The organism is Amycolatopsis sp. AA4, from assembly GCF_002796545.1.
In the GTDB taxonomy this organism is placed as follows: Bacteria; Actinomycetota; Actinomycetes; order Mycobacteriales; family Pseudonocardiaceae; genus Amycolatopsis.
Genome location: NZ_CP024894.1, coordinates 7255415 through 7280257 on the forward strand (window position 1 = coordinate 7255415; position 24843 = coordinate 7280257).

23 protein-coding genes and 1 tRNA gene are annotated in these 24843 nt (G+C 69.1%); 8 read left to right on the forward strand and 16 right to left on the reverse strand.

All coding sequences use genetic code 11. The features are described 5' to 3' along the window. Positions 1 to 22 precede the first annotated feature (22 nt). Genes menC through CU254_RS33405 form a run of 4 tightly spaced genes read right to left on the reverse strand, consistent with a single transcriptional unit; the run spans position 23 to position 4681 of the window. Complete coding sequence (menC, locus tag CU254_RS33390; protein ID WP_009083301.1) at positions 23 to 1129, reverse strand: o-succinylbenzoate synthase; 1107 nt, start codon at positions 1127 to 1129, stop codon at positions 23 to 25. Continuing rightward, on the reverse strand, positions 1126 to 2004 hold the full coding sequence (locus CU254_RS33395) for a hypothetical protein (protein WP_009083303.1): 879 nt from the start codon (positions 2002 to 2004) through the stop codon (positions 1126 to 1128). The genes menC and CU254_RS33395 overlap by 4 nt, the downstream gene beginning before the upstream one ends. Positions 2005 to 2051: 47 nt before the next feature. Further along, complete coding sequence (locus tag CU254_RS33400; protein ID WP_078560978.1) at positions 2052 to 3209, reverse strand: M20 family metallopeptidase; 1158 nt, start codon at positions 3207 to 3209, stop codon at positions 2052 to 2054. Next, positions 3206 to 4681: an amidohydrolase family protein gene (locus CU254_RS33405; protein WP_037715643.1), complete on the reverse strand. Its 1476-nt coding sequence runs from the start codon at positions 4679 to 4681 to the stop codon at positions 3206 to 3208. Before CU254_RS33405 ends, CU254_RS33400 begins: the two co-directional genes overlap by 4 nt. A 151-nt stretch (positions 4682 to 4832) precedes the next feature. Here CU254_RS33405 and CU254_RS33410 point away from each other — a divergent pair, with 151 nt between their 5' ends. Continuing rightward, a complete protein-coding gene (locus tag CU254_RS33410; protein WP_009083308.1) occupies positions 4833 to 5216 on the forward strand; it encodes a VOC family protein in 384 nt (127 codons plus the stop codon). A gap of 4 nt (positions 5217 to 5220) precedes the next feature. Here the strand turns inward: CU254_RS33410 and CU254_RS33415 are convergent, their stop codons facing one another. The 7 genes from CU254_RS33415 to CU254_RS33445 form a co-directional block, all read right to left on the reverse strand. Beyond that, positions 5221 to 6108, reverse strand: a complete 888-nt coding sequence (locus tag CU254_RS33415) for an MBL fold metallo-hydrolase (protein WP_009083310.1) — start codon at positions 6106 to 6108, stop codon at positions 5221 to 5223. Next, a complete protein-coding gene (locus CU254_RS33420) occupies positions 6083 to 7309 on the reverse strand; it encodes an MFS transporter (protein ID WP_009083311.1) in 1227 nt (408 codons plus the stop codon). The genes CU254_RS33415 and CU254_RS33420 overlap by 26 nt, the downstream gene beginning before the upstream one ends. Continuing rightward, a complete protein-coding gene (locus CU254_RS33425) occupies positions 7306 to 8562 on the reverse strand; it encodes a carboxylesterase family protein (RefSeq protein ID WP_009083313.1) in 1257 nt (418 codons plus the stop codon). The genes CU254_RS33420 and CU254_RS33425 overlap by 4 nt, the downstream gene beginning before the upstream one ends. 108 nt (positions 8563 to 8670) lie before the next feature. After that, positions 8671 to 8856: a hypothetical protein gene (locus CU254_RS33430; protein WP_009083315.1), complete on the reverse strand. Its 186-nt coding sequence runs from the start codon at positions 8854 to 8856 to the stop codon at positions 8671 to 8673. A 1-nt stretch (position 8857) separates the two neighbouring features. Further along, the gene (locus CU254_RS33435; protein WP_009083316.1) at positions 8858 to 9406 is read right to left on the reverse strand and encodes an RNA polymerase sigma factor; all 549 of its coding nucleotides are present in this window, start codon (positions 9404 to 9406) and stop codon (positions 8858 to 8860) included. A gap of 6 nt (positions 9407 to 9412) precedes the next feature. Beyond that, the gene (locus CU254_RS33440; RefSeq protein ID WP_009083317.1) at positions 9413 to 9604 is read right to left on the reverse strand and encodes a ferredoxin; all 192 of its coding nucleotides are present in this window, start codon (positions 9602 to 9604) and stop codon (positions 9413 to 9415) included. Then, positions 9604 to 11010 (reverse strand): fatty acid desaturase, encoded by a 1407-nt coding sequence (locus CU254_RS33445; protein ID WP_009083321.1) that lies wholly within the window; start codon positions 11008 to 11010, stop codon positions 9604 to 9606. Before CU254_RS33445 ends, CU254_RS33440 begins: the two co-directional genes overlap by 1 nt. Positions 11011 to 11137: 127 nt before the next feature. On the opposite strand from CU254_RS33445, the gene CU254_RS33450 reads away from it, so the two are divergent. From CU254_RS33450 to CU254_RS33460, 3 genes are all read left to right on the forward strand, one after another. Further along, complete coding sequence (locus CU254_RS33450) at positions 11138 to 12379, forward strand: CdaR family transcriptional regulator (RefSeq protein ID WP_199786051.1); 1242 nt, start codon at positions 11138 to 11140, stop codon at positions 12377 to 12379. Positions 12380 to 12496: 117 nt separating this feature from the next. Further along, on the forward strand, positions 12497 to 14245 hold the full coding sequence (locus tag CU254_RS33455; protein ID WP_009083323.1) for a GMC oxidoreductase: 1749 nt from the start codon (positions 12497 to 12499) through the stop codon (positions 14243 to 14245). Positions 14246 to 14391: 146 nt separating this feature from the next. Continuing rightward, positions 14392 to 15696, forward strand: a complete 1305-nt coding sequence (locus CU254_RS33460; RefSeq protein WP_009083324.1) for an aromatic acid/H+ symport family MFS transporter — start codon at positions 14392 to 14394, stop codon at positions 15694 to 15696. Between the two features lie 76 nt (positions 15697 to 15772). On the opposite strand, the gene CU254_RS33465 is transcribed toward CU254_RS33460, so the two are convergent. The 3 genes from CU254_RS33465 to CU254_RS33475 form a co-directional block, all read right to left on the reverse strand. After that, positions 15773 to 15846 (reverse strand) — tRNA-Leu (locus CU254_RS33465). Between the two features lie 79 nt (positions 15847 to 15925). Then, a complete protein-coding gene (locus CU254_RS33470; protein WP_037715647.1) occupies positions 15926 to 17254 on the reverse strand; it encodes an NAD(P)/FAD-dependent oxidoreductase in 1329 nt (442 codons plus the stop codon). Between the two features lie 84 nt (positions 17255 to 17338). Continuing rightward, complete coding sequence (locus CU254_RS33475; protein ID WP_009083328.1) at positions 17339 to 18022, reverse strand: uracil-DNA glycosylase; 684 nt, start codon at positions 18020 to 18022, stop codon at positions 17339 to 17341. Between the two features lie 52 nt (positions 18023 to 18074). On the opposite strand from CU254_RS33475, the gene CU254_RS33480 reads away from it, so the two are divergent. Further along, entirely contained in the window at positions 18075 to 19565 is a 1491-nt protein-coding gene (locus CU254_RS33480) for a S10 family peptidase (protein ID WP_009083330.1), read from the forward strand. Between the two features lie 40 nt (positions 19566 to 19605). Here the strand turns inward: CU254_RS33480 and CU254_RS33485 are convergent, their stop codons facing one another. Continuing rightward, positions 19606 to 20208 carry a DNA-binding response regulator gene (locus CU254_RS33485; protein WP_009083331.1) on the reverse strand — a complete coding sequence of 201 codons (603 nt, stop codon included), beginning with the start codon at positions 20206 to 20208 and terminating at the stop codon, positions 19606 to 19608. Beyond that, positions 20205 to 21344 (reverse strand): sensor histidine kinase, encoded by a 1140-nt coding sequence (locus CU254_RS33490; protein WP_037715648.1) that lies wholly within the window; start codon positions 21342 to 21344, stop codon positions 20205 to 20207. Before CU254_RS33490 ends, CU254_RS33485 begins: the two co-directional genes overlap by 4 nt. A 135-nt stretch (positions 21345 to 21479) precedes the next feature. On the opposite strand from CU254_RS33490, the gene CU254_RS33495 reads away from it, so the two are divergent. The 3 genes from CU254_RS33495 to CU254_RS33505 all read left to right on the forward strand — a co-directional run bounded on the left by CU254_RS33495 (position 21480) and on the right by CU254_RS33505 (position 24817). Then, a complete protein-coding gene (locus CU254_RS33495) occupies positions 21480 to 22364 on the forward strand; it encodes an ABC transporter ATP-binding protein (protein ID WP_037715649.1) in 885 nt (294 codons plus the stop codon). Positions 22365 to 22382: 18 nt separating this feature from the next. Next, positions 22383 to 23102 carry an ABC transporter permease gene (locus CU254_RS33500; protein WP_009083336.1) on the forward strand — a complete coding sequence of 240 codons (720 nt, stop codon included), beginning with the start codon at positions 22383 to 22385 and terminating at the stop codon, positions 23100 to 23102. A gap of 278 nt (positions 23103 to 23380) precedes the next feature. Then, positions 23381 to 24817 carry an alpha/beta hydrolase gene (locus CU254_RS33505; protein ID WP_009083337.1) on the forward strand — a complete coding sequence of 479 codons (1437 nt, stop codon included), beginning with the start codon at positions 23381 to 23383 and terminating at the stop codon, positions 24815 to 24817. Positions 24818 to 24843 lie beyond the last annotated feature (26 nt).

Below are 24843 nucleotides of genomic sequence, written 5' to 3' on the forward strand. Positions count from 1 at the left end.
TACCTCCGGAATTCGTAGCGGGCTACGAACCGATCCACAGCTTTGCCGTGGTCACCTCGTCCAGCAGCTCCGGAATCGGTGCGACGCCGAGACCCGGTCCGGTCGGCACCGGCAGGTGCCCGCCGGACAGCACGAACGGTTCGGTGATGTCGGTCCGGTAGAACCGGTCCGACGCGGAGGTGTCGCCGGGCAGGGTGAAGTTCGGCAGCGAGGCCAGCGCGACGTTCGCCGCCCGGCCGAGGCCGGTCTCGATCATCCCGCCGCACCACACCGGGATCCCGTGCGCGGCGCACACGTCGTGCACCCGCCGCGCTTCCAGGTAACCGCCGACGCGGCCGGGTTTGATATTCACGATCTGGACCGCGCCCAGTTTGATCGCGTCCGCCGCCGCGCGGGCCGACACGATCGACTCGTCGAGGCAGATCGGCGTCTGGATCCGGCGCGCCAGTTCGGCGTGGCCGAGCACGTCCTCCTCTTCCAGCGGCTGCTCGATCAGCAGCAGGCCGAACGGGTCGAGCTTGGCCAGCTGCGGCGCGTCGCCGAGGGTGTAGGCGGTGTTCGCGTCGACCTGCAGCAGCACGTCGTCGCCGAAGCGTTCGCGGACCGCGCGCACCGGCTCGACGTCCCAGCCGGGTTCGATCTTCAGCTTGATCCGCACGTAGCCCTCGTCGAGATACCCGCCCACGACGTCGAGCAGCTGCGGGATCGTGTCCATGATCCCGACCGAAACGCCGCACGGCACGGTATCGCGCACCGACCCGAGTTCGGCCGCGAACGACCGGTCGTGCGCGCGGAGTTCGGCGTCCAGCACCGCCATCTCCAGCGCGCCCTTGGCCATCCGGTGGCCCTTGAACTTCGCCAGCAGCGGCGTCACCTTGGCCGCGGTGACGTCTTCCGCGGCCAGCAGCGCCGGGATCAGGTGGTGCCGCAGCACGTGCTCCGCACCGTCGTTGTACTCCGCCGAGTACAGCGGTCCGGCCATCGTCACGCATTCGCCCCAGCCCTCGCCGGCCGGCGTGACCGCGCGCAGCAGCAAGAGTTCGCGCACGGACTGGGTGCCGAACGAAGTCCGGAACGGGGCGACGAGCGGCATCTGCACCCGGCGCAGTTCCACACCGCTGAGTTTCACTGCTCCTCCTTGGAGATCACGTAAAAGCCGGTTCGGTCGAAGCCGGTCACCCGGCCGCCGTCGGCCATCAGCCCGCCGAGCGATTCGCGCAGCGCGGCCCGCCACGCGTCGGCCCGGCCGGGATCGGTGCTGCGCAAGCCTTCGATGTCGGACGGGACGGCGACGAGCACCACCGGGGCGTCCGCTTTGCCCGCAGCCGGACCGCCGTCTGCGGCGACTTCGAGGGCCACTGCCGCGCCTTGGTCGAGCAAAGCCTTCGCGTCGGTGCGGATCGGCTCGCCGAAGGCGGCGGCCCGCACGGTCGGGCTGGCCAGTTCCCAGGACACCATGAGCCGGTCGGTGTCGCCGGAACCGTTGATTCCGTCCGCCATCGGGCCGTAGAAATCCCGCAGGTACCGCACCGGGAGCGCGCCGAGTTTGCCGAGGTTGAAATAAGCGTTGCGGCGCACCAGCGGATCGAAGGTCCATTTGATCGCCGAGACGTCCTGCGCCAGTGCCCAGCCGCGCTGGTGCAATTTCAGCGCGTATCCGATTCCGCGGCCCGCGCCGGCCTTCGCCACCCCGGCGATGTGACTGTGCAGGCTGCCTTTTCCGGGATTGCCGAAAAAGCCGACGCACGCCCCGAGCATTTCCCCGTCTGCGAACGCGCCCGCCACGTAATTCCCGGCCGACGACAGCGCGCGCAGCAATTCCGTGGTCACCGGCCGGGTTCCCGGCGCGGACCGCCAGATGGTCTCGAACAGCACCCCGACCGCCGTCATTTCCGCGATCTCGGTGATTTCCCGGACTTCGACCCCCGAGGCGGCGGCCGCCGCCCGAGCGGCCGCGACCGCCTCGTCGCACGTTTCCGCCGCGACGGGTCTTTCCGTGTTCATCGCAAGATTCGTCACGGGATGATCCTTTCCCGGCTTCCCTGCCGACGTCACCGTCGGGCTCGACCAGAATCGCCTTCCGGATTCGTCGGAACCGACGGACTTCCCTTGGTCAGCACGTTCTCCACCAGTGCGGCCAGCAACGCCGTCCGCCGCGGCAATTCCTCGACCAGGACATGTTCGTGATCGGCGTGCGCTCCGCCGCCGACCGCGCCGAGACCGTCGAGCGTCGGCACGCCCAAGCCCGCGGTGTAATTGCCGTCCGAAGCCCCGCCGACGGCCGCTTCGGTCAATTCCGGCAACCCCAGTTCCGCGGCCAATTCCTTCGCCAGCCCGAACAACGCGGCCGAGGAAACCGCGTCCAGCGGCGGCCGGTTGATCCCACCGGTGATCCGCACCTGCGCGTCTTTCAGCACGGGTTGCAACGCGCGCACTTCCCGGTCGACGCGGAGCTGTTCTTCCTCGTCCCACACGCGCACATCGACTTCAACCGCGGCTGCGGCAGGCACCGTATTCACCGTGGTCCCAGCCGAAAGCACCGTCGGCACCACGCTGGTCCCACGCTCCGGACTGGCGAGCGCGGCGACCGCGAGCACCTGGTGCGCGATCTCGATCCCGGCGTTGATCCCCTTCTCGGGTTCGAGCCCGGCGTGCGAGGCGCGTCCGGTCACCTCGATCCGGTAATGGGAAACGCCTTTGCGGCGGGTCTTGATCGCGCCGCCGTCCGCCGAAGCCTCCAGCACGAACGCCGCCGCGCAACCCCGAGCTTCTTCCTCGATCAGCCCACGGGACGACGGCGAGCCCAGTTCCTCGTCGCCGGTGACCAAAATAGACAGTCCACTTCGGTCAGTCAGCGAAGCCGCGACATGCAACGCCATCACGACGCCGGTCTTCATGTCGAAGCAACCCGGACCGCGCAAGACCCCGTCCTGCACGGAAAACGGATGCGTCTCGAGCGAACCCAGCGGCCAGACCGTGTCATGGTGGCCAAGCAGCAACACGCGCGGCGGGCCGTCCCCGAACCGCCAGCGCAGATGCGTCCGTCCGTCCAGGACGATCCGCTCCGGTTCCACGCCGAGCAATGCCTTGCCGACGCCGGTCAGCACATCCGCGCTGTGCGCCACCGCGGCGAGATCGGAGGACGGGGACTCGCAGCACACCAGCGTTTCGATGTCGGCGAGCAAAGCGTCCAGATTGAACTCGGTCATCGCGGCTCACCCCGCAGCGGCTGGCCGGGAAACGCGTCGGTGAGCAGCTGTCCGTCGCGCACCACCGGAGTGCCCGCGACGAACAGGTGCCGGACGCCGACCGCGGGCCGGGTCGAGTCGAAATACGTCGCGGTGTCGGTGATCGCAGCCGGATCGAGGACGACGATGTCCGCGTCCGCGCCGACGTTCAACCGGCCCTTGGTCCGTGCCCCGGGCGCGACCTCGTCGAGCACCCGCGCCGGCAGGTAGGAACACCGCCGGAACGCTTCCAGCCACGTCCAGACCCCGGCCTCGCGCACCATCAACCGCAACGACTTCGAATACGTCCCCGCCGTGCGCGGATGCGTCGCACCACCGGGCGGCAGCGGCCATTCGGTGGATTCGTTGGCCCCGTTCGGCCAGTACACCGGCATCGCGTCGCTCGCGACGATCGAATCCGGGAAGGCGAGCGCCTGGTGCAGCAGAGCGCGATCGACCGGGTCGTCCTCGTCGAGGAACTCCAGGATGCACGGCGCACCCGGCATTTCGGCGCGGACCTGCAGCAACCGGCCCTCGTCCGCGATCCGTTCGCCGGTCTCCAGCAGGATCACCCGAGACGGGTTGAGTCCCTTCATCTTCAGCCGCTCCGGCGTGAGGAACGCCGCGCCGACCGCGGTGCTGCCCGCGCCGTACGGATAAGCCTCGACCGTCACCCGCGACCCGGCGGAACGGCCCGATTCCAGCGCGGCGAGCACGCGGTCGATGTGCCGTCCCGAGGTGCTGTTGACGTGGCAGTGGTGCATCGCCGCGCCGGTCTCGGCCGCGACGATCGCGATCTCCTCCGACCCGTCGGCGGGCGTGCCCGGATCGACCTCGACCAGCTCGCGGACGTGCGTGTACGTCGGCGCCTCGGCCTGTTTGGCGAGCTTCGCCAAGGCCAGGAACTCGGCCGGATCGCTGGCCGGCGCGTACCCGAGCAGCACGCCGACGCCGAGCGCGCCCGCCGCCAGCTCACCCTCCACAAGGGACAGCCAGGCGGCCAGCTCGGTCTTCGACGACGACCGCTGCCAGGCCGGATTGCCGAGCACGGAAAGCCCGGTGTTGATGTTGGCGTCCGGCTCGATGCCCGCGAGCACCTTCGCCCGCGCGGAACCCCACGAGGCCGAGAAGCCGTAGTGCAGCGGACGCCCCGCCGCGGCGGCGTCGGCGTAGGCCCGTTCGACCGGCATCAGCCCGGCCTCCAGGTCGAGCGCCGTGGTCACGCCGTCCATCGCCTGCAGCCGCTGTCCGGCAATCGAGTGCACGTGGCTGTGCAGGTCGATGAACCCCGGCCCGACGACGCACCCGGCGACGTCGATCTCGACCTGGTCGTCGGCACTCGGCAATCCCGGTCCGACCGCGATCACCTCGCCGTCGGATACCAGCACGTCAGCTGTGCCGTCGAAGCCCGTGGCCGGATCGATGACGCGACCGCCACGCAGCAGTGTCCGCATGCTTGCCTCCTCGCCTCGCTGCTGGCGACCCTAGGAGGTTTCCCGGGCAGTACGTTCGTGCGCGCGGACGAATCCGGGGCGGCAGATCTCTCCGCGCGCACAAACCGGAATTCGCTGGGCGAGGGAGCGCGAGCGCCCTAAGCTCGCGGACATGGCCTGCCGGATCACCGAACTCGTCCTGGACTGCGCGGACCCGCAACGGATGGCCGATTTCTGGTGCGAAGTCCTCGGCTACGTCGAACTCGGCTGGGACGGCGACGACCTGGAGATCGGCCCCGCAGCCGGCTTCGGCGGCCCGCAGCCGACGTTGATCCTCAGCCGCAGCACCGACCCGAAACCGGCGAAACTGCCGCTGCACCTGGACGTGAACCCGACCGACCGCGACCAGGACGCGGAACTGGAACGCCTGCTCGCGGCCGGGGCGCGGCCCGCCGACGTCGGCCAGACCGGCGAGGAGTCGTGGCACGTGCTCGCGGACCCGGAGGGGAACGTGTTCTGCCTGCTCCGCCGCCGGGTCGACCCGGTACCGGACTGAGCGGCTACGCCCGGTAGCGGTACTGCCCGGCCCGGAGCAGGTCAGCGGCGAACTCGAAGAGGTACCCGTCCCGACCCCGCCGAACCCGCCCCGCCGAGGGGGCCGGGAAGTGCGTCGGAAGCAGGACCGCGCCGCTCTCGTCCGCGAGAATGCGCCCACGCACCTCCGCCGCCTTCTCCGGGTCGACGCAGTATCGGGTGCTCAGCTCCGGATGCCGGATCTGCACCCCGTGGTGCATCGTGTCCCCGGCGAGCAGGACGGTCCCGGCACTGCCGCGGACCCGCACGCACACATTGCCCGGCGTGTGCCCCGCAGCGGGAACCAGCTCGGCGTGCTTGCCCACCACCGCGTCCGGAGCGACAAAGCTCAGCTGTCCAGCCTGCTCGATCGGCCGGACACTGTCGGCGAAGTAATCGCCAGTCCGGCGCATCGCCGCCCCACCGGCTTCACTCGACCAGTACCGGAACTCCTCCTCGACCACGAGGTGCGGGGCGTGCGGGAACACCGGTTCCCGCTGCAGAGTGGCGGCACCGACGTGATCGGTGTGCAGGTGGGTGAACACGACCGCGTCGACATCCGCGGACCGCAGCCCGGTCGCCCGGAACTGCTGCATCCACCGGTCCGGCAACTGGTCGAACTCCGCGCGCCGCCGGTCCTTCCTCGCCCCGACGCACGCGTCCACGACCAGCACCTCGTCCGCCGAGCAGACCAGGAACGACTGGATGGCGAAGACCAGCTTCCCGGCCGCCCGGTCGAACCACGGCTCCCGCGCGTACCAGTCGGCCAGGTCCGGTTCGAGCCCCGGGAAGAACTCGCCGGGATCGATCAGCAGCCGGTCGTCCTCGATGAGGGGGACGACCGCGACGTCACCGAGATCGAACCAGTGCGCCATCGCGCTCCCTCCTCGCCCTCGTCCGCACGCGGCTCAGCCCCACCGCGCAAGCGATTGCCACCAGCACCGGAACAGCCGTCACCAGCACGATCGTCTGGGCGGACAACGCCAGCGCGAGCAGCAGCCCCGCGACGCCCGGTCCGACGATCGATCCGATCCGCCCGAGCGCCGCGGCCCAGCCGACGCCGGTGGTGCGGGTTTGCGCGGGGTAGATCGAGACCGCGAGGGTCAGCTGGCCGATCTGCCCGGCCGTGACCCCGAAACCGGCGCCGGCCAGCAGCACGAACAGCACCGTCTCGCCGACCGGCACCGTCGCGACGAGAACCATGCACACCGCCCCGATGGCGGGCATCAGGATCAGCGCCCGGGCGATCCCGATCCGGGCGGCCAGCGGAATGAGCACCAGCCCGCCCGCGATTCCGCCCAGCGTCAGGAACGCGAGCCCCAGCGGAGCCTTCCCGGCGGCGAAACCGTATCCGGTGAGCAGCGTCGGGACCCAGGAGATCAGCACGTACGCGGTGATGAAGATGAGGAACGAGAACGCCCAGATCAGCGAGGTCGGCAGGCGCAGTCCCGGGCCGAACAGCTTGCTGACCTTGGCCTCCTGCTTAGCGCTGCTCTCCACCACGGGCTCCCGAGAAGGCAGCACCACCGCCATCACCGCGGCCAGCACCAGCGGAGCCAGCCCGGCGACGTAGAAGACCCCGGCGGACCCGACGCTGTGCAGCAGCTTCCCGCCGAAGAACCCGCCGAGGCTGCTCCCGGAAGCGAGACCGAGGGTCACCGCCACCGAAACCAGTTCCCGGCGACCCTCCGCGCTGTGTTTCGTCGCGAGCGACACCCCGGCGGGCAGCACCAGCCCGAGGCCGAGCCCGGTCGCCAAGCGGGCCGCGGCGAAGACCGGCATGGACTTCAGGTGCAGGATCGCGGCGGTCAGCACGGTCGCGCCCGCGAAGATCAGGACGCCGGCGAGCACCACCGACCGCGCTTTCATCCGCGCCCCGACGTAACCCGCGGCCAGGTATCCCGCGACGACCCCGATGTTCGTCAGCACCAACGGCAGGGTGAAGGCGGCGGGAGCGGAACCCCATTCGTGCGACAGCGTCGGGATCGTGAACGACAGGGCGGCGGTGTCGAAACCGTCCAGGAGAACGGCGAGGAAGCAGAGCAGGACGACGGGCCAGTGAATACTCTTGCTCATGGCGTGTTCTCCAGTGTCTGAGGGGAATTCCCGATCCGGACGCTCGCGCCGCCCCAGCCCGGTGAGCCCGAGCGCGCGAATTCGGTCCACCACAAGCGCATCCGGGTGCCGAGACGTTCGACCTCGGCCCAGCTGGCGTCGCCCAGCATCGGGCTCCCGCGCCAGGATTCCGGGGTGCCCAGCAGGAAAGGCAGTTCGAGGCAATGGATCGCGCCGTAGCCGCCGTGTTCCGGAGTCCAGTCGAACTCGTAGGAGTACGCGCCGTACTGCTGTGCCAAGTCCCGCGCCGGGCGACCGAAAAGCGGCTCGGTCTGGTCCACGATCGCCTGCCGGATCCCGTCGTCCTGCAGTCCGATCGCGAACGCCTCGCACTCTTGTTTCGTGTACCCGATCATCAAGTCCGGCAACGGATCGAGCAGCCGCACCTCGAGATCAACGAGCCCGAACGGCGGCCGGGTGGACGTCGGGTCCTTCGCGGCGTTCCACTGGAGGGTGCGCAACTGCGCGGCCAGCAATTGGTCCACCGAAGCAGTAGCCGGGTCTTCACCGACCGCCTCGACGAAATACCGGCCGATCTCCAGTGCTTTCGCGCGTTCCTGGATGATCCCCGGCGCCGGAGAACTCTGCACAATCGCCCGCCGAATGAGCGCCCTGCTGTCCGGTTTGGACAGCAAGGCGAGCGTCGAAAGCGCGCCCGCGGACTGTCCGAAGACGGTGACATTGCCCGGGTCGCCGCCGAACGCCGCGATGTTGTCGCGCACCCATTCGAGGGCGAGCGCCTGGTCCGCCAGGCCGAGATTGCCCTCGCTGACGCCGTCGTGGACCAGGTAACCGAACGCCCCCAGCCGGTAGTTGACCGACACCACGACCACGTCGCCGTCCGCGGCGAGCCGTCCCCCGTCGTACCAGGGAAGCGTGCCTCCGCCGCTCAGGAAACCGCCGCCGTGCAGCCACACGAGCACCGGACGCGCCCCGGTCAACGCGGGCGTCGCGACGGCGAGGTTGAGACAGTCCTCGGACTGCGGCGGCTCATCCCGCGGCGGCCCCATCGCCGCCTCCAGCCGCGAGCTGAGCTGCGGGCAGATCGGCCCGGGCAGCACCGCATCGGAGCGAGGCTCGGCCGCTCGCGGCAGCTGGAACCGTTCAGCGGTCCCGTACCGCACGCCGCGGAAACGCAGCAGACCGTCTTCGCTTCGAGCGCCGCGAACCGGACCGGACGGCGGCCGGGCAGTGACAGGCTGGCATTCGGTCATCGCGGCTCTCCTTTGAGCGGGTGTCCGGCACCTTCGACCCGCAGTCAGGCTAAGAAAGTCCGGAATGCCTGACCAATGCTCTTTGCCGCCTGAGACATGTTCGCCGAGCTATACCTCACTGCGCGACGCAGCCGGTTCGGCGCGCACCCGCACCGGTTCGGTCCGTTTGCCGCCGCCGGAGAGGACGTCCGAAAGCTTCCCGATCAGCATCCCCAGCAGCGGAAGCCAGATCGGGCACAGCATCAGCACCAGCAGTGGCCCCATGATCTTGAAAATCTCCAGGAATCCGTGCATCTCAGCGTCCCGCCTTGTCCGGCTCGGCCAGCAGCGTCGCGAGCGTGCGCACCGCACGGTGCTGCAGCGCTCGGATGCTGTTGGGGTTCTTGTTCATCGTTTCGGCGACCTCGGCGACGGACAGTCCAGCGAAAAACCGCAGCCGCAGGCATTCGCGCTGCGGTTCGCTGAGGTCGGCCAGACATCGGCGCAGCGCCGCCGCTTCGAGGCGGGCCAGTGCGAGCCGGTCGGCTCCGCCGCGGAGGTCCGGTCCGTCGTGGTCCTTCCCGTCGAGGAGCTCCCGCCGGTAGCGGGCCGATTTGCGGTGGTCGCGCAGCAGGTTGTCGGCGATCGTGTACAGCCAGCCGGTGAACGAGCCGACGTCCGGCCGGAAGTCCGGCAGTTTCCGCCACGCACGCAGGAACGCCTCGCTCGTCAGGTCCTCGGCGACGGTCGCGGTCGGCACCCGCATCCGCAGGTAGCGGAAGACCGGCGGCGCGTGTTCCTGGTAGATCACGGCGAACGCGGCCTGGTCGCCCGACCGCGCCCGCCCCAGCAGCTCCGTCTCCACCGGGCCTCAATCCTGCAGCCGCAACGCCGCGACCGGGCACGCGCGCACCGCCGCGTCGACGAACTGCCGGTCCGCCTCGGGCGGGGTCTCGTCGAGGACCTGCACCACTCCGTCCTCGCCGACCTCGAAGAACTGGTCGGCCATCGCCTCGCACATCCCGAGGCCCTCGCATTTGCCGTGGTCCGCGACGATCTTCATTACGCCGCCTCCCGCACCACGGGCACGAAGTCGACCTTGTCGCGCACGCCGCAATCGGGGCACGTCCAGTCGTCCGGGATCTCCGACCACGCCGTTCCGGCGGCGAAGCCCTCCAGCTCGTTGCCCTCCGCGACGCGGTACGTGTAGCCGCACCCAGGGCAGCGCGCGGCGTCCACGTCGTCGGCCAGCTTCTCCCGGGTATCCGCGGCGGGTTCGGCCGCGGCGGCAGCGACGACCGGGTATTTCTTCAGCAGCGCCGGGAGTTTGCCCGGCTGCACGTTCGCCTGCCGGATGTCCCCGTCGAAATGCCGGTACACCCGCGGGTCCATCACCTTGCGGAACCACGCCGGGAACAGCGCGACGACCATCATCCCGGTGTAGCCGGTCGGCAGGACCGGGCTTTCCTTGAAGTCGCGCAAAGTCTGGAACCGGCGCGTCGGGTTCGCGTGGTGATCGCTGTGCCGTTGCAGGTGATACAGCAGCACATTCGTCGCGACGTTGTTGGAATTCCAGGAATGCGCCGGGGTAACGCGCTCATACCGGGTCTTCGCCCCATGCGTGACCTGCTTGCGCAACATCCCGTAGTGCTCCATGTAGTTCACGATCTCCAGCAGCGAGAAGCCGAACACCGCCTGAAGCACCAGATACGGCAGGATCCCGACCCCCAGCCACGCGAGCAACACGCCCCACAGCGCCACGCTCATCAGCCACGCGTTGAGCACGTCATTGCCGAGGCGGAACGGGTGACTTCCCTTGCGCGCATACCGTTTCCGCTCGACTCCCCAGGCACTGCGCAGCGAACCGAAAACCGTCCGCGGCCAAAAGCGGTAGAAACTCTCGCCCAACCGGCTCGACGCCGGATCCTCCGGAGTGGCGACGCGCACGTGGTGCCCGCGATTGTGCTCGATGTAGAAATGCCCGTAGAAACACTGTGCCAGCGCGATTTTCGCGGCCCAGCGTTCGGTGCTTTCCCGTTTGTGACCGAGTTCGTGCGCGGTGTTGATCGCGATGCCGGCGACCGTGCCCAGCGTGATCGCGAGACCGATTTTGCCGCCGACGGACAGCTCGCCGCGCGCGAGCATCCACGCGCCCGCCACGAAACCGGCGTATTGCAGCGGCAGGAACAGATAGGTGATCCAGCGGTAGTAGCGGTCCTCCTCCAGCGCCTCCATCACCTCGTCCGGAGGATTGGTGTGGTCGTATCCGGCGACGAGGTCGATCAGCGGCACGAGGACGAGCACGACGAGCGGCCCGAGCCACAACGCGGCGTCCGACCCGGTCGCGGCGTGCAACCCGATCGCGCCGAACGGCAGCAGCGGCACTACGAGCCCGAGCAGCCACAGGTGCCGCTTCCGGTCGTGCCAGGCGGTTTCGCCGTTCGCTCCGGCGAGGCGGTACTTCTTCATGGCGGCCTCCACGCGGTCTGTCGTTTTCCCGAAGGTAGGAATCCGCGCGCGGCGAGACACTGTGCGCGAAACCGAAACGCCCGGCTGCGTTGGGTCCCGGGCACGAACCGGGCGTACGGTGCTGCCTGTGACGTCGACGGCTGCCGCCACGCTGGCCAAGGTCGCGGACTCGGTCCTGGCCGAGCTCGCGCTGCTCCGAGCGCGCATCGTGGAGGAGGTAACCGCCGAACTGCCCGCGCTCGCCCCCGACGCACAGGCGGCCGAACTGCTGGACAGCACGGTCCGGGAGAACCTGGTCGCCGCGCTGGGCGTGCTGGGCGGCGCGACCGAGCCGGTGGACGTCGGGGCGCCGCCGGTCGCGCTGGAGTTCGCACGGCGGCTGGCCCAGCGGCGGGTGCCGATCACCGCGATGCTGCGCGCGTACCGCCTCGGCCAGGCCGCCTTCCAGCAGGAGATGATCGCCCGGATCGCCGCCGAGCCGGTGGAGGCCGCGGACGTCGCGGTCGCCGCCACTGAGCTGTCGCAGGTCGCCTTCACCTACATCGACAAGATCTCCGAAGAGGTCGTCGAGGCCTACCAGCTGGAACGCGACACCTGGCTGCGCCACCGCAACGCGGCCCGCCTCGCGAAGGTGCAGGCCGCGCTGTCCGGCAAACCCGTCGACACCGCCGACGTCGAGAAAACCCTCGGCTACGCGCTGTCGGAACGGCACGTCGGCGCGGTCCTGTGGTGCGGCCCCGAGCTGGACGAAAGCGACCGGTTGACGACGCTCGAACGACACGCGGCGCTGCTCGCGAACGCCCTCGATGTCGCGCCGCTGGTCGTGGCCCCGCACGCCTCGACGGTGTGGGCCTGGTTCCCGGTCTCGGCCCTCGACCTCGACGCGGTGTCCGCCGCGCTCGCCGGCTCACCCGATCCGGTGCGCGTCGCGTTGGGCGACCCGGCGAGCGGACTGGCCGGATTCCGTACCACCCACCAGCAGGCTCGCCAGGCCGAAGCCGTGGCGCAAATGACCGAGCGGACGCGCCCTCGGCCGGTCACCGCGGCCGCGCAGCTCGGGCCGTTGGCGCTGGTCGCGGCGGATCCGTCGGCGGTCGCGGGCTGGGTCCAGTCGGTGCTCGGCGCGCTGGCCGACGACGACGAGGGCCACCACCGGATGCGTGAGACGGTGTGGGCGTATCTGTCCAGCGGGAGCAGCCTGATGGTCGCCGCGCAGGAGCTGCACCTGCACAAGAACACCATCCAGTACCGGCTCCGCAAGGCCGAGCAGGAACGCGGTCGTCCGCTGTCCGAGGGGCGGATCGACGTCGAGGTCGCCCTGCTGGCGTGCCGGTTGCTGGGCCCGGCGGTGCTCCGGCCGGTCGACTGAGTTGTGCCGCGGGACCAGTCGGGTCCCTTAGTCCCGGTCCGCGGACCGATGCCCGCGTCCGGCCGGGCGAGCAGGCTTCGGGGGAACGAGTTCGCCACCGCGCCTGCGAGGACCACGATGAACGACACCCGCGAAGAGACCGACGTCCTCGTGATCGGCTCCGGTTTCGGCGGCTCCGTGAGCGCACTGCGACTGTCCGAAAAGGACTACCGGGTCACCGTGCTGGAAGCCGGACCCCGCCGCACCGAAGAGACATTGCCGAAAACCTCGTGGGACGTCCGGAATTTCCTATGGGCGCCGCGGCTCGGCTGTTACGGGATCCAGCGCATCCACCTGCTCCGCGACGTCGTCATCCTCGGCGGCGCAGGCGTGGGCGGCGGCTCCCTCAACTACGCCAACACCCTCTACGAACCGCCCGCGCCGTTTTTCGAAGACCCGCAATGGGCGCACGTCACCGACTGGCAAGCCGAGCTGAAATCGCACTACGACCAGGCTCGCCGGATGCTCGGCGTCACCCAGAACCCCACCGTCACCGCCGCCGACGAGGTGCTCCGCGAGGTCGCCGACGACCTGGGCGTCGGGTCGTCCTTCCGGCTCACCCCGGTCGGTGTTTTCTTCGGCGACAAGGACACTCCGGCCGGAACTGTCGTGCCTGACCCGTTCTTCGGCGGCGCCGGGCCAGTCCGCCGAACGTGCACCGAATGCGGGTCCTGCATGACCGGCTGCCGCGTTGGCGCCAAGAACACATTGGACCGCAATTACCTCTACCTGGCCGAAAAACTAGGCGCGAACGTCGTCCCGATGACCACTGTCCTCGACGTGCGCCCAGCAGACGGCGGCTACACCGTCACCGCGGTCCGCACCGGAAAGTCGCCTCGTCGACACAAAAACTTGCGCACCTTCTTCGCCCGCGACGTCGTCTTCAGCGCAGGAACCTACAACACACAGAAGCTGCTCCACCAAGCCCGCGAAACCGGTGCGCTGCCCCGAATTTCCGCCAGTCTCGGCCGGTTGACCCGGACGAACTCGGAATCCATCCTCGGCGCGAAGTCGAAACGCAAGGACGTCGACTTCACCCATGGCGTGGCGATCACCTCGTCCATCCACCCGGACGAGCACACGCACATCGAACCGTGTCGTTACGGCAAGGGCAGCAACGCGATGTCGCTTCTGCAAACCGCGCTCACCGACGGCGGCAAGTCCGTCCCGCGCTGGCTGACCTGGCTCGGCGCGTTCGCCCGCAACCCGCGCAACCTCACCTGGTTCTCGCCGCGTCGCTGGTCCGAGCGCACCATCATCCTGCTGGTGATGCAAACCCTCGACAATTCCATCACCGTCTCCAGCAAACGCACCCGCACCGGAAAGCGCAAACTGACCTCCACCCCCGGCCACGGCGAGCCGAATCCCACGTGGATTCCGGCCGGAAACGACGCCGCTCGCCGCGTCGCGGAGAAAATCGACGGCATCGCGGGCGGCACCACCGGCGAAATCCTGAACATCCCGATGACCGCCCATTTCATCGGCGGCTGCGCCATCTCCGACGATCCGGCCCGCGGCGTCCTCGACCCGTACCACCGCGTTCACGGCCACCCCGGCCTGCACGTCGTCGACGGTTCGGCGATCTCCGCGAACCTGGGCGTCAACCCTTCTCTGACGATCACCGCCCAGGCCGAACGCGCGATGTCCCTTTGGCCGAACCGCGGCGAGGAGGACCGACGTCCGCCGCTGGGCGCGCCGTACGAACGCATCGACCCGGTCGCCCCGCGACATCCCGCGGTCCCGGCCGACGCTCCCGGCGCGCTGATCCCCCCCTCCCCCGAAATGCGCGAAGCAGCAAGAAATCCCACGACAGGGCAACTCAGTTGAGGGGCGCACGCTGAGTCCTCCTATCGGCGCTGGGCAGCAGCGATAGAAAACTTCGGCCGCCAACGGTTTGACCGGCGGGTCGGCACCCGATTCTGCACAGCAGAAGTTCCTGTCCGAGGCGATGGCGGCGGGCGACAGTACCCGACATGCCGGACAGCCGGCACCCTGCCCTCCCCGCGACTGATCGGGAGCCGATGAACCAGCCGCATGATCTCGCCCCGGCCGCGAGACCCTCGGGGCCGAGCGACCCCTCGGCACCGGGCACCTCCGCCCGCACCTCCGCGCTGGTCGCCGTCCTCTGCTGGACCATGGTGGTCATCGAGGGCTACGACGTGATCGCCTTCAGCACCGTCGTGCCCGACCTCCTGCACGGAGCGGTCAGCGGCTTTACCGCGGCCAACACCGGCTGGGTCGCGGCGGCGGTGTTCGCCGGGTCGCTGGTCGGCGCGCTGTCGTCCGGCTGGCTGGCCGACCGGTTCGGGCGGCGACCGGTCGCGCTCGGGTCGGTGGCCGTGTTCACCGTGTTCACCGTCGCGTGCGGGTTCGCCGCAGGGCCGGTTTCGTTCGCGGTCCTGCGGTTCCTCGCCGGAATCGGGATCGGGGCGATCGTGCCTGCGGCGTCGGCGCTCACGCTCGAGTACGCCGTGCCCCGCCATCGCACGATCGTCTACACGCTGATGCTTTCCGGCGTCCCGTTCGGCGGCCTGCTGGCCGCGCTGGTCGCGATCCCGGTGCTGCCGCATCTCGGCTGGTCGTGGATGTTCTTCTTCGGCGGCATCCCCGGTCTGCTGTGCCTGCCGGTGATCGCCGCGCGCCTGCCCGAATCGACGGTAGTGCGGCAGCGCACGACCAGCACGGTCACCGGGATTTTCGCGAAGGGCTACCGGCTGGTGTCAGCCCTGTTCGCGCTCGCGACCTTCTGCGGCCTGTTCGCCTGGTTCGGGCTCGCCACCTGGGTACCCGGCATCATGACCGGCGCGGGCTACGCCCTGAACTCCTCACTCGTGTTCCTGCTCGTACTGACCCTCGGCGCGGTCGCCGGCTCGCTGGTCATCGCCGCGGCCACGGACCGGTGGAAGAGCAAACCGGTAGTCGTGCTGACCTATCTGGTGATGGCAGCCGCGCTGGTAACGCTGTCAGTCCGGATGCCGCAAACCGCTCTGCTGGCCGGAATCGCGCTCGCCGGCGCGGGCGGGCACGGCGGGCAGATCCTGGTGAACGCCTTCGTAGGCCGCTCGTATCCGGCGGAAACCCGCGCGAGGGCCCTCGGCTGGACGCTCGGCATCGGCAGACTGGGCACGATCGCAGGCCCAGTGGTAATCGGCGAAGTCGCGACCGGCCGCGACTCACTGCTCGGTTTCCTGGTCTTCGCCGCGGTCGCCCTCACGGCGGCGGGACTGCTGGCGATCATGCCGCGCACCACGGCATTTCGCGCACAGGAGCGGCGTTAGGAACCTGCCCGACGGAAAGCCGGGCGGGGCGTGTTCGCCGACCGCGCGGCGACGGGTAATCCTTGTGCGATAACGGTGCCCCCGACGGGGTTCGAACCCGCACTGGGTCGATTTTAAGTCGACTGCCTCTGCCAATTGGGCTACGGGGGCCCACCCACCCTAGCGAACCCACCCCACCACACGACAAAGCCGGGCCGCCCGAAGACGACCCGGCTTCGCCGAAAGAGACTCAGCCCTTGCTGGCCCGATTGAACTCTTCCTTCGGGTTGTTGATCTGCCCCAGCGAGATGACCTCGCGGCGGAACAGCCCGCCCAGCATCCAGTCGAACAGGATGCGGATCTTGCGGTTCCACGTCGGCATCGCCTTGAGGTGGTAGGCGCGGTGGAAGAGCCACGCCGGGAAGCCCTTGATCTTCAGGTTCAGCGCGTCCGCCACGCCCTTGTGCAGGCCGAGGCTCGCGACCGCGCCCAGGTTCTTGTGGTAGTAGTCCTTCGGCTGTCCGCCGCGGATCACCTTGATGATGTTCTTCGCCAGCAGGCGGGCCTGGCGGACCGCGTGCTGGGCGTTCGGCGGGCAGGTCGCCGTCGGGTCCTGCTCGGTGCGCGAGAGGTCCGGGATGGCCGCGTTGTCGCCCGCGGTCCACACGTCCGGGTGGCCCACCACCTGCATCGCCGCGGTGGCCTCGACGCGGCCGCGCTTGTCGAGCGGCAGGTCCGAGCTCGCGAGGACCGGGTTGGCCTTCACGCCCGCGGTCCAGATGATCGTGTCGGTGTCGAACTCGGTGCCGTCCGAGAGCACGACGTGGCCGTTTTCGAACGACTTCGCCGCGGTCGACAGGTAGACCTCGATGCCGCGCTTCTCCAGCTGCTGCACCGTGTACACGCCGAGCGTCTCGCGCACCTCGGGCAGGATCCGCCCGGCCGCCTCGACCATCACCCAGCGGATGTCCGCCGGCTTGATGTTCGGGTAGTAGTTCTCGACCGCGAAGCGGGTCATGTCCTCGAGCTCGGCCAGCGCCTCGATGCCCGCGAACCCGCCGCCGACCACGGTGAACGTGAGCAGGCGCTTGCGCAGCTCGGGGTCGAGCGTGCTGGCGGCCTCGTCCAGCTTGGTCATGATGTGGTTGCGCAGGTAGATCGCTTCGCCGATGGTCTTGAAGGCGATGCCCTCCTCGGCGAGGCCGGGGATCGGCAGGATCCGCGCGACGGCGCCGAGCGCGACCACGAGCACGTCGTAGTTCAGCGTCTCGATGTGGCCGTCGGCGGCCTCGACCGTGACGGACTTGCGCTCGTTCTCGATCTTCGTGACCCGCGCGGTCAGCACGTGGCAGCGCTTCAGCACGCGGCGCAGCGGCACGACCACGTGCCGCGGCTCGATCGCGCCGGCCGCCGCCTCGGGCAGGAACGGGGCGTAGGTCATGTGCGGCTGCGGGTCAACGACGGTCACGGAGGCCTCGTTGGCGCGCAGCATCTTCTGAAGCCCGTACGCGGTGTACAGGCCGACGTATCCACCACCGAGGACGAGGATCCGAGTCGGTTCCGACTTCGCAGCAGCCATGTACCTATAGTCGCACTTCCGAAGCGGCTCCGCTCGGGTACCCCACCCCGCTGTGACCAGCATCGCCACGCTGGTTGTCACGATTCAGATGAGGCCCGCCGCCGAGGCCGCGGCGGTGAACGCGGTCACCACCATGGGCTGTGTCACACGGCCGGTCTGGACATTGCGCGGTGACACGTGGTAACAGCCGAATACCGCCAGGTCACCGAACTGCACCCGAGCACCGTGCGCGAAGGCCGGCCGCGGCCGCGGCACCGGCCAGCCCGCGGCCGAAAGCACTGGCAGCAGCGCCTGCCAGCCGAACGCGCCGAGCACGACGATCGAGCGCAGGGTCGGCCGCAGCAGGTCCAGTTCGTCGGCCAGCCAGTGCCGGCAGGTGTCCCGCTCAGCGGGGGTGGGCTTGTTCTCCGGCGGCGCGCAGCGGACCGGCGAGACGAGCCGGGTGCCGCGCAGCGTGAGCCCGTCTCCGATCGCCGCGGACACCGGCTGGGACGCGAGCCCGACCTCGTACAGCACGCGGAAGAGGAAGTCGCCGGACGGATCGCCGGTGAACATCCGGCCGGTGCGGTTCGCCCCGTGCGCGGACGGCGCGAGCCCGACCACGGCGAGCGCGGCGTCCTCCGCGCCGAAACCGGGCACCGGCCGCGCCCAGTACCGCTCCCCGGCGAACGCGGCCTTCGTCCCGGCCACGCCCTCGCGCCAGGCGACGAGCCGCGGGCACGCGCGGCACTGCACCAGCTGTGCGTCGAGGCCGGCGAACGTGCGCATCGATCTCCTCCGCTTGGTGTGCTGCCACGGTAACGCGGGATAGGTTGGGGCCATGGCCGACACCACCGCGGACGAGACCGCCGAGAAGACCAAGGACGAGGAGACGAAGGCGGCGGAGCCCGTCGACGACCTCGTCACGACGCAGCACACGCTCACCGTCAAGCGGCGCAAGCTCGCCTACACCGCCCAGACCGGCCGGATCGTGCTCCGCCAAGAGGTCAAGAAGGACGGCAAGTCCGAGGGCTACCAGGCCAAGGCCGAGGTTTTCCTCACCGCCTACACCCTGGACGACGCCGACCCCGGCACGCGACCGGTCACCTTCGCCTTCAACGGCGGCCCCGGTTCCTCCAGCATCTGGCTCCACATGGGCCTGCTCGGACCGCGCCGGGTGCTGTCCGGCGACGTCAACGACCCGGTGCCGCCGCCGTACGGGCTCGAGGACAACCCGGAAAGCCTGCTCGCGCACAGCGACCTGGTGTTCATCGACCCGGTCCAGACCGGTTACTCGCGGGTGACCGAAGGCGGCGAATCCCAGCCGTACACCGGTTTCCAGGGCGACGTCGAATCGGTCGCGGAGATCATCCGGCTGTGGGTTTCGCGCAACCAGCGCTGGCTGTCGCCGAAGTTCCTGGCCGGCGAGTCGTACGGCACGCTGCGCGCGGCCGCGCTGGCCGGGCACCTGCAGGAGCGCTACGGCCTGTACCTCAACGGCTTGATGCTCATCTCGTCCGTGCTGGACCTCGGCACGCTGCGTTTCCACGAGGGCAACGACCTGCCGTACTCGCTGTTCCTGCCCACGTACGCGGCGATCGCGCACTACCACGGCCGCCACGGCGACCGTCCGCTCGACGACGTGCTCGCCGACGCCGAGGACTTCGCCTCGAAGGAACTGCCGTGGGCGCTTTCCCGCGGCGCGCGGCTGTCCACTCAGGACCGCACCGAGGCGGTGCAGACGCTGGCGTCGCTCACCGGGCTCAGCGAGTCCTATGTGGACCGGGTGAACCTGCGGATCGAGCACATCCGGTTCTTCACCGAGCTGTTGCGCGACCAGGGCAAGACCGTCGGCCGGATGGACGGCCGGTTCACCACCTGGGAGCCGGACGGCGGCGTCGAGCACATGAGCGACGACCCCTCGGTGTCGCGGATCATCGGCGCTTACTCGGCCGGGTTCAACCACTACGTGCGCGCCGAGCTCGGCTACGAGAACGACCTGCCGTACGAGATCCTCTCCACTGAGGTGTTCAAGGCCTGGTCCTACAAGGAGTTCGAGGGCCGTTCGGTGTCCGTTGTGGACACGCTGAGCGCGGCGATGCGGGCCAACCCGCACCTGCAGGTCCACGTTGCCTTCGGACACTACGACGGCGCGACAGCGTACTTCGCGTCCGAGTATGTGCTCTCGCAGCTGAAGATTCCGGAGGAGCTGCGGGAGAACATCGACACGGCTTACTACCCGGCCGGGCACATGATGTACGTGCACGAACCGTCGCGGGTGCAGCAGTCGAAGGACCTGGGCAAGTTCGTGAAGAAGGCGTCCAACCGCTGACCTCGTGAGTGCCTATGCCGGTTAGAACCGGCATAGGCACTCACAACCAGTCGTGCTCCCGGGCGTACCGCGCCGCCTCGTGCCGCGTCCGCGTCTGCGTTTTCTGCATCGCGTTCGACAGGTAATTCCGCACGGTCCCCGCCGCCAAGTGCAGCCGCGTCGCGATATCCGCGACCGAGTACCCCTCCCGAGTCGCCCGCAGCACGTCGATTTCCCGCACGGTCAACGGACAGTCGTCCACTACCGCGAGCGCCGAGACGTCCGGGTCGATCCAGCGTTTGCCCTCGTCCAGCGTCCGGATCACCGCGGCGATATGCGCCGGTTCCGCGGATTTGCTGACGAATCCCTGCACCCCGAGCTTCAGCGCTTTGCGCAGCACGCCCGGCCGCGCGTGCCGGGTCAGCATCAGGATCACCTGCTCCGGCCGCTCCCGCCGGATCCGCGCGACCGCGTCCAGTCCGTCCACAGTGGGCATCTCCAGGTCGATCACCAGCACGTCCGGCCGATGCTCCACGGTGGCCCGCACCGCCTCCTCGCCGTCTTCCGCCTCGGCCAGCACGGTGATCTCGTCTTCCATCGGCAACAACGCCGCCATCGCTTTACGGAGCAAGACTTCGTCGTCGGCAAGCACCACCGTCGTCATCGCGGCACCTTCTCCGGGAAGGCGGCGGCCGTCACGAACCGGCCGTCTTTCTGCTCCACTGTCAACTCTCCGCCCTGATCCGCCAGCCGGTCCGCCAATGTGGACAGTCCACTCAGCACCGGTTCCTCGGCCTCCGGAGCACCGTCGTTGACGATGCTGATCCCCGCTTCGGTCAACGTGATCCGCACCTGCCGGGCCTGCGCGTGCCGGAGGATGTTCGTGGTCGTCTCGCGCAGCACTTGCCCGAGCAACTCGTCCGCCCCCGAGCCGACCGGTCCGAGCCGATCGATCCGCACGTGAATTCCCGCCGCTTCGAAGAGGTTCTTCGCGTTCTCCAGCTCCGCGGACAGATTGAGCCGTCGCTGCGCGTACGCGAGTTCCTTGGTCTGCAAGATGGTTTCGCCGACCAGGGAATGCACCTCGCGCAATTCCTCTTGCGCCCGTTCGAGATCCCGGTGCAGCAGCTTCTCGGCGAGCGCGACTTTCAGCTTGACCACGTGCAACGTGTGCCCCTGGATGTCGTGCAGCTCGCTGGCGAACCGGACGCGCTCCCGGACCACCGCCAGTTCGGCTTCCTTCCCCCTGGACTCTTCCAGTTCCGCGACGAGGTCGTAGAGCTTCTGGCTGGCGAACATCAGCAGGGTCGACAGCACCGAGCCGACCGCCGGGGTCACCACGTAGGACAGCACTCGCGGGCCGAGATGGTCGTGGTGCAGCAGCAGGGTGGCGGAGCCGATCGCGCCGGTCAGCACGGCGAAGCCGACCAGCGCGGCGAACCGGTGCCGTGGCAGCGGCGGAATGAGGAACGATCCGACCATGCTCAGCCCGTAGAACGCCATGGGGCTGTTGCCCAGCGCGCCGGCGAGCCAGACGAACGCGGTGAGCACCAGGCACGGGCGCGCGGTGCGGACGAAGTCGCCCGCGGTCCAGCGTTCGGCGGTGGCGATCGCGGCCAGCAGCCCGGCCACCTGGATGCCGACGTGCCACCAGGTCCGGCTGCTGACGATGATCAGCAGCACTCCGACCACCAGCAGCGGCGGCATCACCGTGACGAGGTTGAGCCGCCGCAGCCGGTACTGGACCGCGTCGCCGGACCACGACATCCGGCGGGGCCGCGGCGGACGGATCTCGGTCATGGTGCTCCAGGTTCGGCCGGGCGGTTCGGCCCCAGCATGCCGCAGCCGATCAAGGCCCACCAGTGACGCAGCGTCATGTGTTCGGCTGACGTGGCCGCACTACTCCCGGTCAGCGGATCCGGCTGGAATCGGAGCATGTCCACGACTCCAGTCATCGAAGTCGACCGGCTGAACCTCACCTACGGCGATTTCCCGGCCGTGCGCGATCTGTCGTTCCAGGTCGCGCGCGGCGAACTGTACGCGCTGCTCGGCACGAACGGCGCCGGGAAGACCTCGACCCTGGAGACCGTCGAGGGTCACCGGAAACCCAGCTCCGGCACCGTGCGCGTCTTCGGGAAAGACCCGCGCGACCGCGCTTCCGTGCGTCCCCGGATGGGGATCATGCTGCAGGAGAGCGGCTTCTCACCGGACCTGACCGTGCGCGAATCCATCCGGTTGATCGGCAGCCTGACCCACCGTGGCGACAACGTCGAACAGCTGCTCGGCATCGCCGACCTCACGCGCAAAGCCGCCACCCGGGTCTCGCAACTCTCCGGCGGCGAGAAGCGGCGGCTCGACTTCGCGACCGCCGTCTACGGGACGCCGGACCTGGTCTTTCTCGACGAGCCGACCACTGGTCTGGACATCCAGTCGCGCGACGCGCTGTGGACCGCGGTGGACCGGCTCCGCGAGGAGGGCACCACCATCGTCCTGACCACGCATTACCTCGAGGAAGCACAGCAGCGCGCCGATCGCATCGGGCTCATGCACCAGGGCACTCTCAACCGCGAAGGCACCGTCGCCGAGCTGACCCGGACGCTGCCCGCGACCATCCGCTTTGGACTTCCGCCGCACGCGCCGGTACCGCCGCTGCAAGCGACTCGCGAGGAGGACGGCCGCTTCCTCATCGAGACCTTCGGCCTGCAGAAAGACCTGCACACCTTGCTCGGCTGGGCTCAGGACCGCGCGGTGGAGCTCGCCGAACTGGAAGCCGGACCGACCCGGCTCGACGACGTCTTCCGCGCCATCAGCAACACGTAGTCCCCGAAAGGCTTTCCCATGCTGTCGATCGCCCGTGGCGAACTGATCCAGCTCTTCCGAAATCGACTGGTCTTGGTCACGTCACTGATCCTGCCCGTCGCGTTCAGCGCTTTCTTCATTTCCCGGCACGAAACCTTCGCCAAACTCGGCAGCCTCGGCTATATCGCGGCGCTGACGCTTTTCTTCATCACGGCGATCGGTTTGTACACCACCACCGTCACCACTCTCGCCGCACGACGGCAGAACCTTTTCCTCAAACGCCTCCGCTCTACGGCGGCGAGCGACTCCGGCATTCTCGTCGGCCTGCTCCTGCCGGTCACCGCGATCACCACGATCCAGGTCGGGGCCATCCTCGCCGTACTCGGCGCGGTCACCGCCCCGCCGAAGAACCCGCTGCTGCTGGTCGTCGCGGTGGCCGGCACCATCGCCATGATGGTCGCACTCGGCCTGGCCACGGCCGGCCTCACGAACTCCCCGGAGCACGCGCAGGTCACCACGCTGCCGATCACGCTCGCGGTCCTCGCGGTGGCAAGTTGGATCGGAATCACCGGAACCGAACAGCTGTCCCTGCTGAAACGACTTCTGCCCGGCGGCGCGGCCACCGAACTCGTATTGAATTCCTGGAATGGCGGTACTTCGACCGCCGACTCGCTGGTCCTGCTCGGTCCGATCGCGGCGTGGCTGATTCTCAGCGTTACGCTGGCGAGGCGGCTATTCCGCTGGGAACCGCGCCGCTGAAACCCCTTCCGGCGCCGAGGAGATCGGAGTAACGTCGGCCTCGCTCTCGATCGTCGACGGGTCCGCGACGACGCGGCCGGACGTCGGCCGGACCGGCAGCCGAGCCGCCGCGTCCGCGAGCACCGCATGATTTCGTGCCCTTTCCCCTCAGTTTCCTGAGTTCGCTTGATCTCGGCAAAGGACGGAAAACTGTGCGAAAGCATATGCTCGTCGTACTGGCGGCCGCCGCGCTGACCGCGACCGCCGCTCCGGCGCACGCCTCGCCCGCGAAATCCGCGGTGAACTGGGGTGCGTGCCCAGCCGACGTCGCTTCCCCGGCGCTGCAGTGCGCGTCGCTCGAAGTGCCGCTGGACTACCGGCATCCGGACGGGAAGAAGATCAGCGTCGCCATCTCCCGGCTGCCCAGCGCCGAACCCGCCAAACGGCGCGGCGTGCTGCTGTTCAACCCGGGCGGACCCGGCGGTCCCGGGCTGGCCTTCCCGCTGACTTGGGCGAACCTCGGGGCGCCGGCCAGCTTGCTCGCCGAGTACGACCTGATCGGCTTCGACCCGCGCGGGGTCGGCCACAGTACCCCGGTGAGCTGCGACCTGAGTCCCGAGCAACTGGTCATCGTGCCCAAGTACGCGCACAAACGCGAAGAAGTCGTCCAGGCCTCGGCGACCGCGAAGCAGATCGCGCGGAAATGCGCCGATTCGGCTTCCGCGCCGATCCTGCCGTACCTCACCACGGCGAACACCGCGCGCGACATGGACCAGATCCGGGCCGCGCTCGGCGAGGCAAAGATCTCCTACTTCGGCCTCTCATATGGCACGTACCTCGGCGGCGTGTACGCCACGCTGTTCCCAGACCGGACCGACCGCGTCGTCCTCGACAGCGTCGTCGGACCGACCGGGGTCGACGTCACCACGGCACGGCGCTTCGGCGAGGGGATGCAGGACCGCTTCCCCGACTTCGCGAAATGGGCCGCGGTACGCAACTCGATCTACGGTCTCGGCACCACTCCCGCCGAGGTCACCGCGAACTTCTTCAAACTCGCGGACAAGCTTGACCAGCACCCGGTCGGGGGCATCGACGGCTCGCTCTTCCGGCTGGGAACGCATGGCCTGACCTACCAGACGCTGAGCTTCCCCAAGCTGGCGCAGACGTGGCAAGCCCTTCTCCACGACCAGGCTTCCCCGGCGGACTCGCTGCGGCTGCCCGCCGCCGGTCCGGAACAGAGCCAGCGCGGCACCATGATCTCGGTGCTGTGCGGGGACAACGCCTGGCCGCGGTCGATCTCGACCTATCAGCGCAATGTCGCGCACGACCGGGTCAAGTATCCGATGCTCGGCGGCGCGACCGCGAACGTCTGGCCGTGCGCGCACTGGGCGAGCCAGCCGCTCGAACCGCCAGTGCAGTTCAGCGACCAGGGACCGGCGAACCTGTTGCTGGTCCAGAACCTGCGCGATCCGGCGACCCCGCTGTCCGGCGCGCTCGACACGCGCGAGGCGTTCGGCGACCGCGCCCGGATGGTCACGGTCGACCAGGGCGGGCACGGTGTCGGACTCCCGTACCTGAACAGCTGCGGATTCGCCGCTGTCACGGACTATCTGGTGCACGGAACCCGGCCGGACACCGACAAATTCTGCGGTGCCGAAGCGAATGTCACGCGATCGCTTACTCCACAGCAAAAGCAGGCCGCCGACAAGATCACGGATCTGCTGCGGCAGTACTGAACCGACGATGAGCGGCGGTGGGGCGG

Coding starts and splice junctions, on each gene's coding strand:
- CU254_RS33395 (WP_009083303.1), bottom strand. CDS start 2,004: ATGAACACGGAAAGACCCGTCGCGGCGGAAACGTGCGACGAGGCGGTC.
- CU254_RS33400 (WP_078560978.1), bottom strand. CDS start 3,209: ATGACCGAGTTCAATCTGGACGCTTTGCTCGCCGACATCGAAACGCTG.
- CU254_RS33405 (WP_037715643.1), bottom strand. CDS start 4,681: ATGCGGACACTGCTGCGTGGCGGTCGCGTCATCGATCCGGCCACGGGC.
- CU254_RS33410 (WP_009083308.1), top strand. CDS start 4,833: ATGGCCTGCCGGATCACCGAACTCGTCCTGGACTGCGCGGACCCGCAA.
- CU254_RS33415 (WP_009083310.1), bottom strand. CDS start 6,108: ATGGCGCACTGGTTCGATCTCGGTGACGTCGCGGTCGTCCCCCTCATC.
- CU254_RS33420 (WP_009083311.1), bottom strand. CDS start 7,309: ATGAGCAAGAGTATTCACTGGCCCGTCGTCCTGCTCTGCTTCCTCGCC.
- CU254_RS33425 (WP_009083313.1), bottom strand. CDS start 8,562: ATGACCGAATGCCAGCCTGTCACTGCCCGGCCGCCGTCCGGTCCGGTT.
- CU254_RS33430 (WP_009083315.1), bottom strand. CDS start 8,856: ATGCACGGATTCCTGGAGATTTTCAAGATCATGGGGCCACTGCTGGTG.
- CU254_RS33440 (WP_009083317.1), bottom strand. CDS start 9,604: ATGAAGATCGTCGCGGACCACGGCAAATGCGAGGGCCTCGGGATGTGC.
- CU254_RS33445 (WP_009083321.1), bottom strand. CDS start 11,010: ATGAAGAAGTACCGCCTCGCCGGAGCGAACGGCGAAACCGCCTGGCAC.
- CU254_RS33455 (WP_009083323.1), top strand. CDS start 12,497: ATGAACGACACCCGCGAAGAGACCGACGTCCTCGTGATCGGCTCCGGT.
- CU254_RS33460 (WP_009083324.1), top strand. CDS start 14,392: ATGCCGGACAGCCGGCACCCTGCCCTCCCCGCGACTGATCGGGAGCCG.
- CU254_RS33470 (WP_037715647.1), bottom strand. CDS start 17,254: ATGGCTGCTGCGAAGTCGGAACCGACTCGGATCCTCGTCCTCGGTGGT.
- CU254_RS33475 (WP_009083328.1), bottom strand. CDS start 18,022: ATGCGCACGTTCGCCGGCCTCGACGCACAGCTGGTGCAGTGCCGCGCG.
- CU254_RS33480 (WP_009083330.1), top strand. CDS start 18,075: ATGGCCGACACCACCGCGGACGAGACCGCCGAGAAGACCAAGGACGAG.
- CU254_RS33485 (WP_009083331.1), bottom strand. CDS start 20,208: ATGACGACGGTGGTGCTTGCCGACGACGAAGTCTTGCTCCGTAAAGCG.
- CU254_RS33490 (WP_037715648.1), bottom strand. CDS start 21,344: ATGACCGAGATCCGTCCGCCGCGGCCCCGCCGGATGTCGTGGTCCGGC.
- CU254_RS33495 (WP_037715649.1), top strand. CDS start 21,480: ATGTCCACGACTCCAGTCATCGAAGTCGACCGGCTGAACCTCACCTAC.
- CU254_RS33500 (WP_009083336.1), top strand. CDS start 22,383: ATGCTGTCGATCGCCCGTGGCGAACTGATCCAGCTCTTCCGAAATCGA.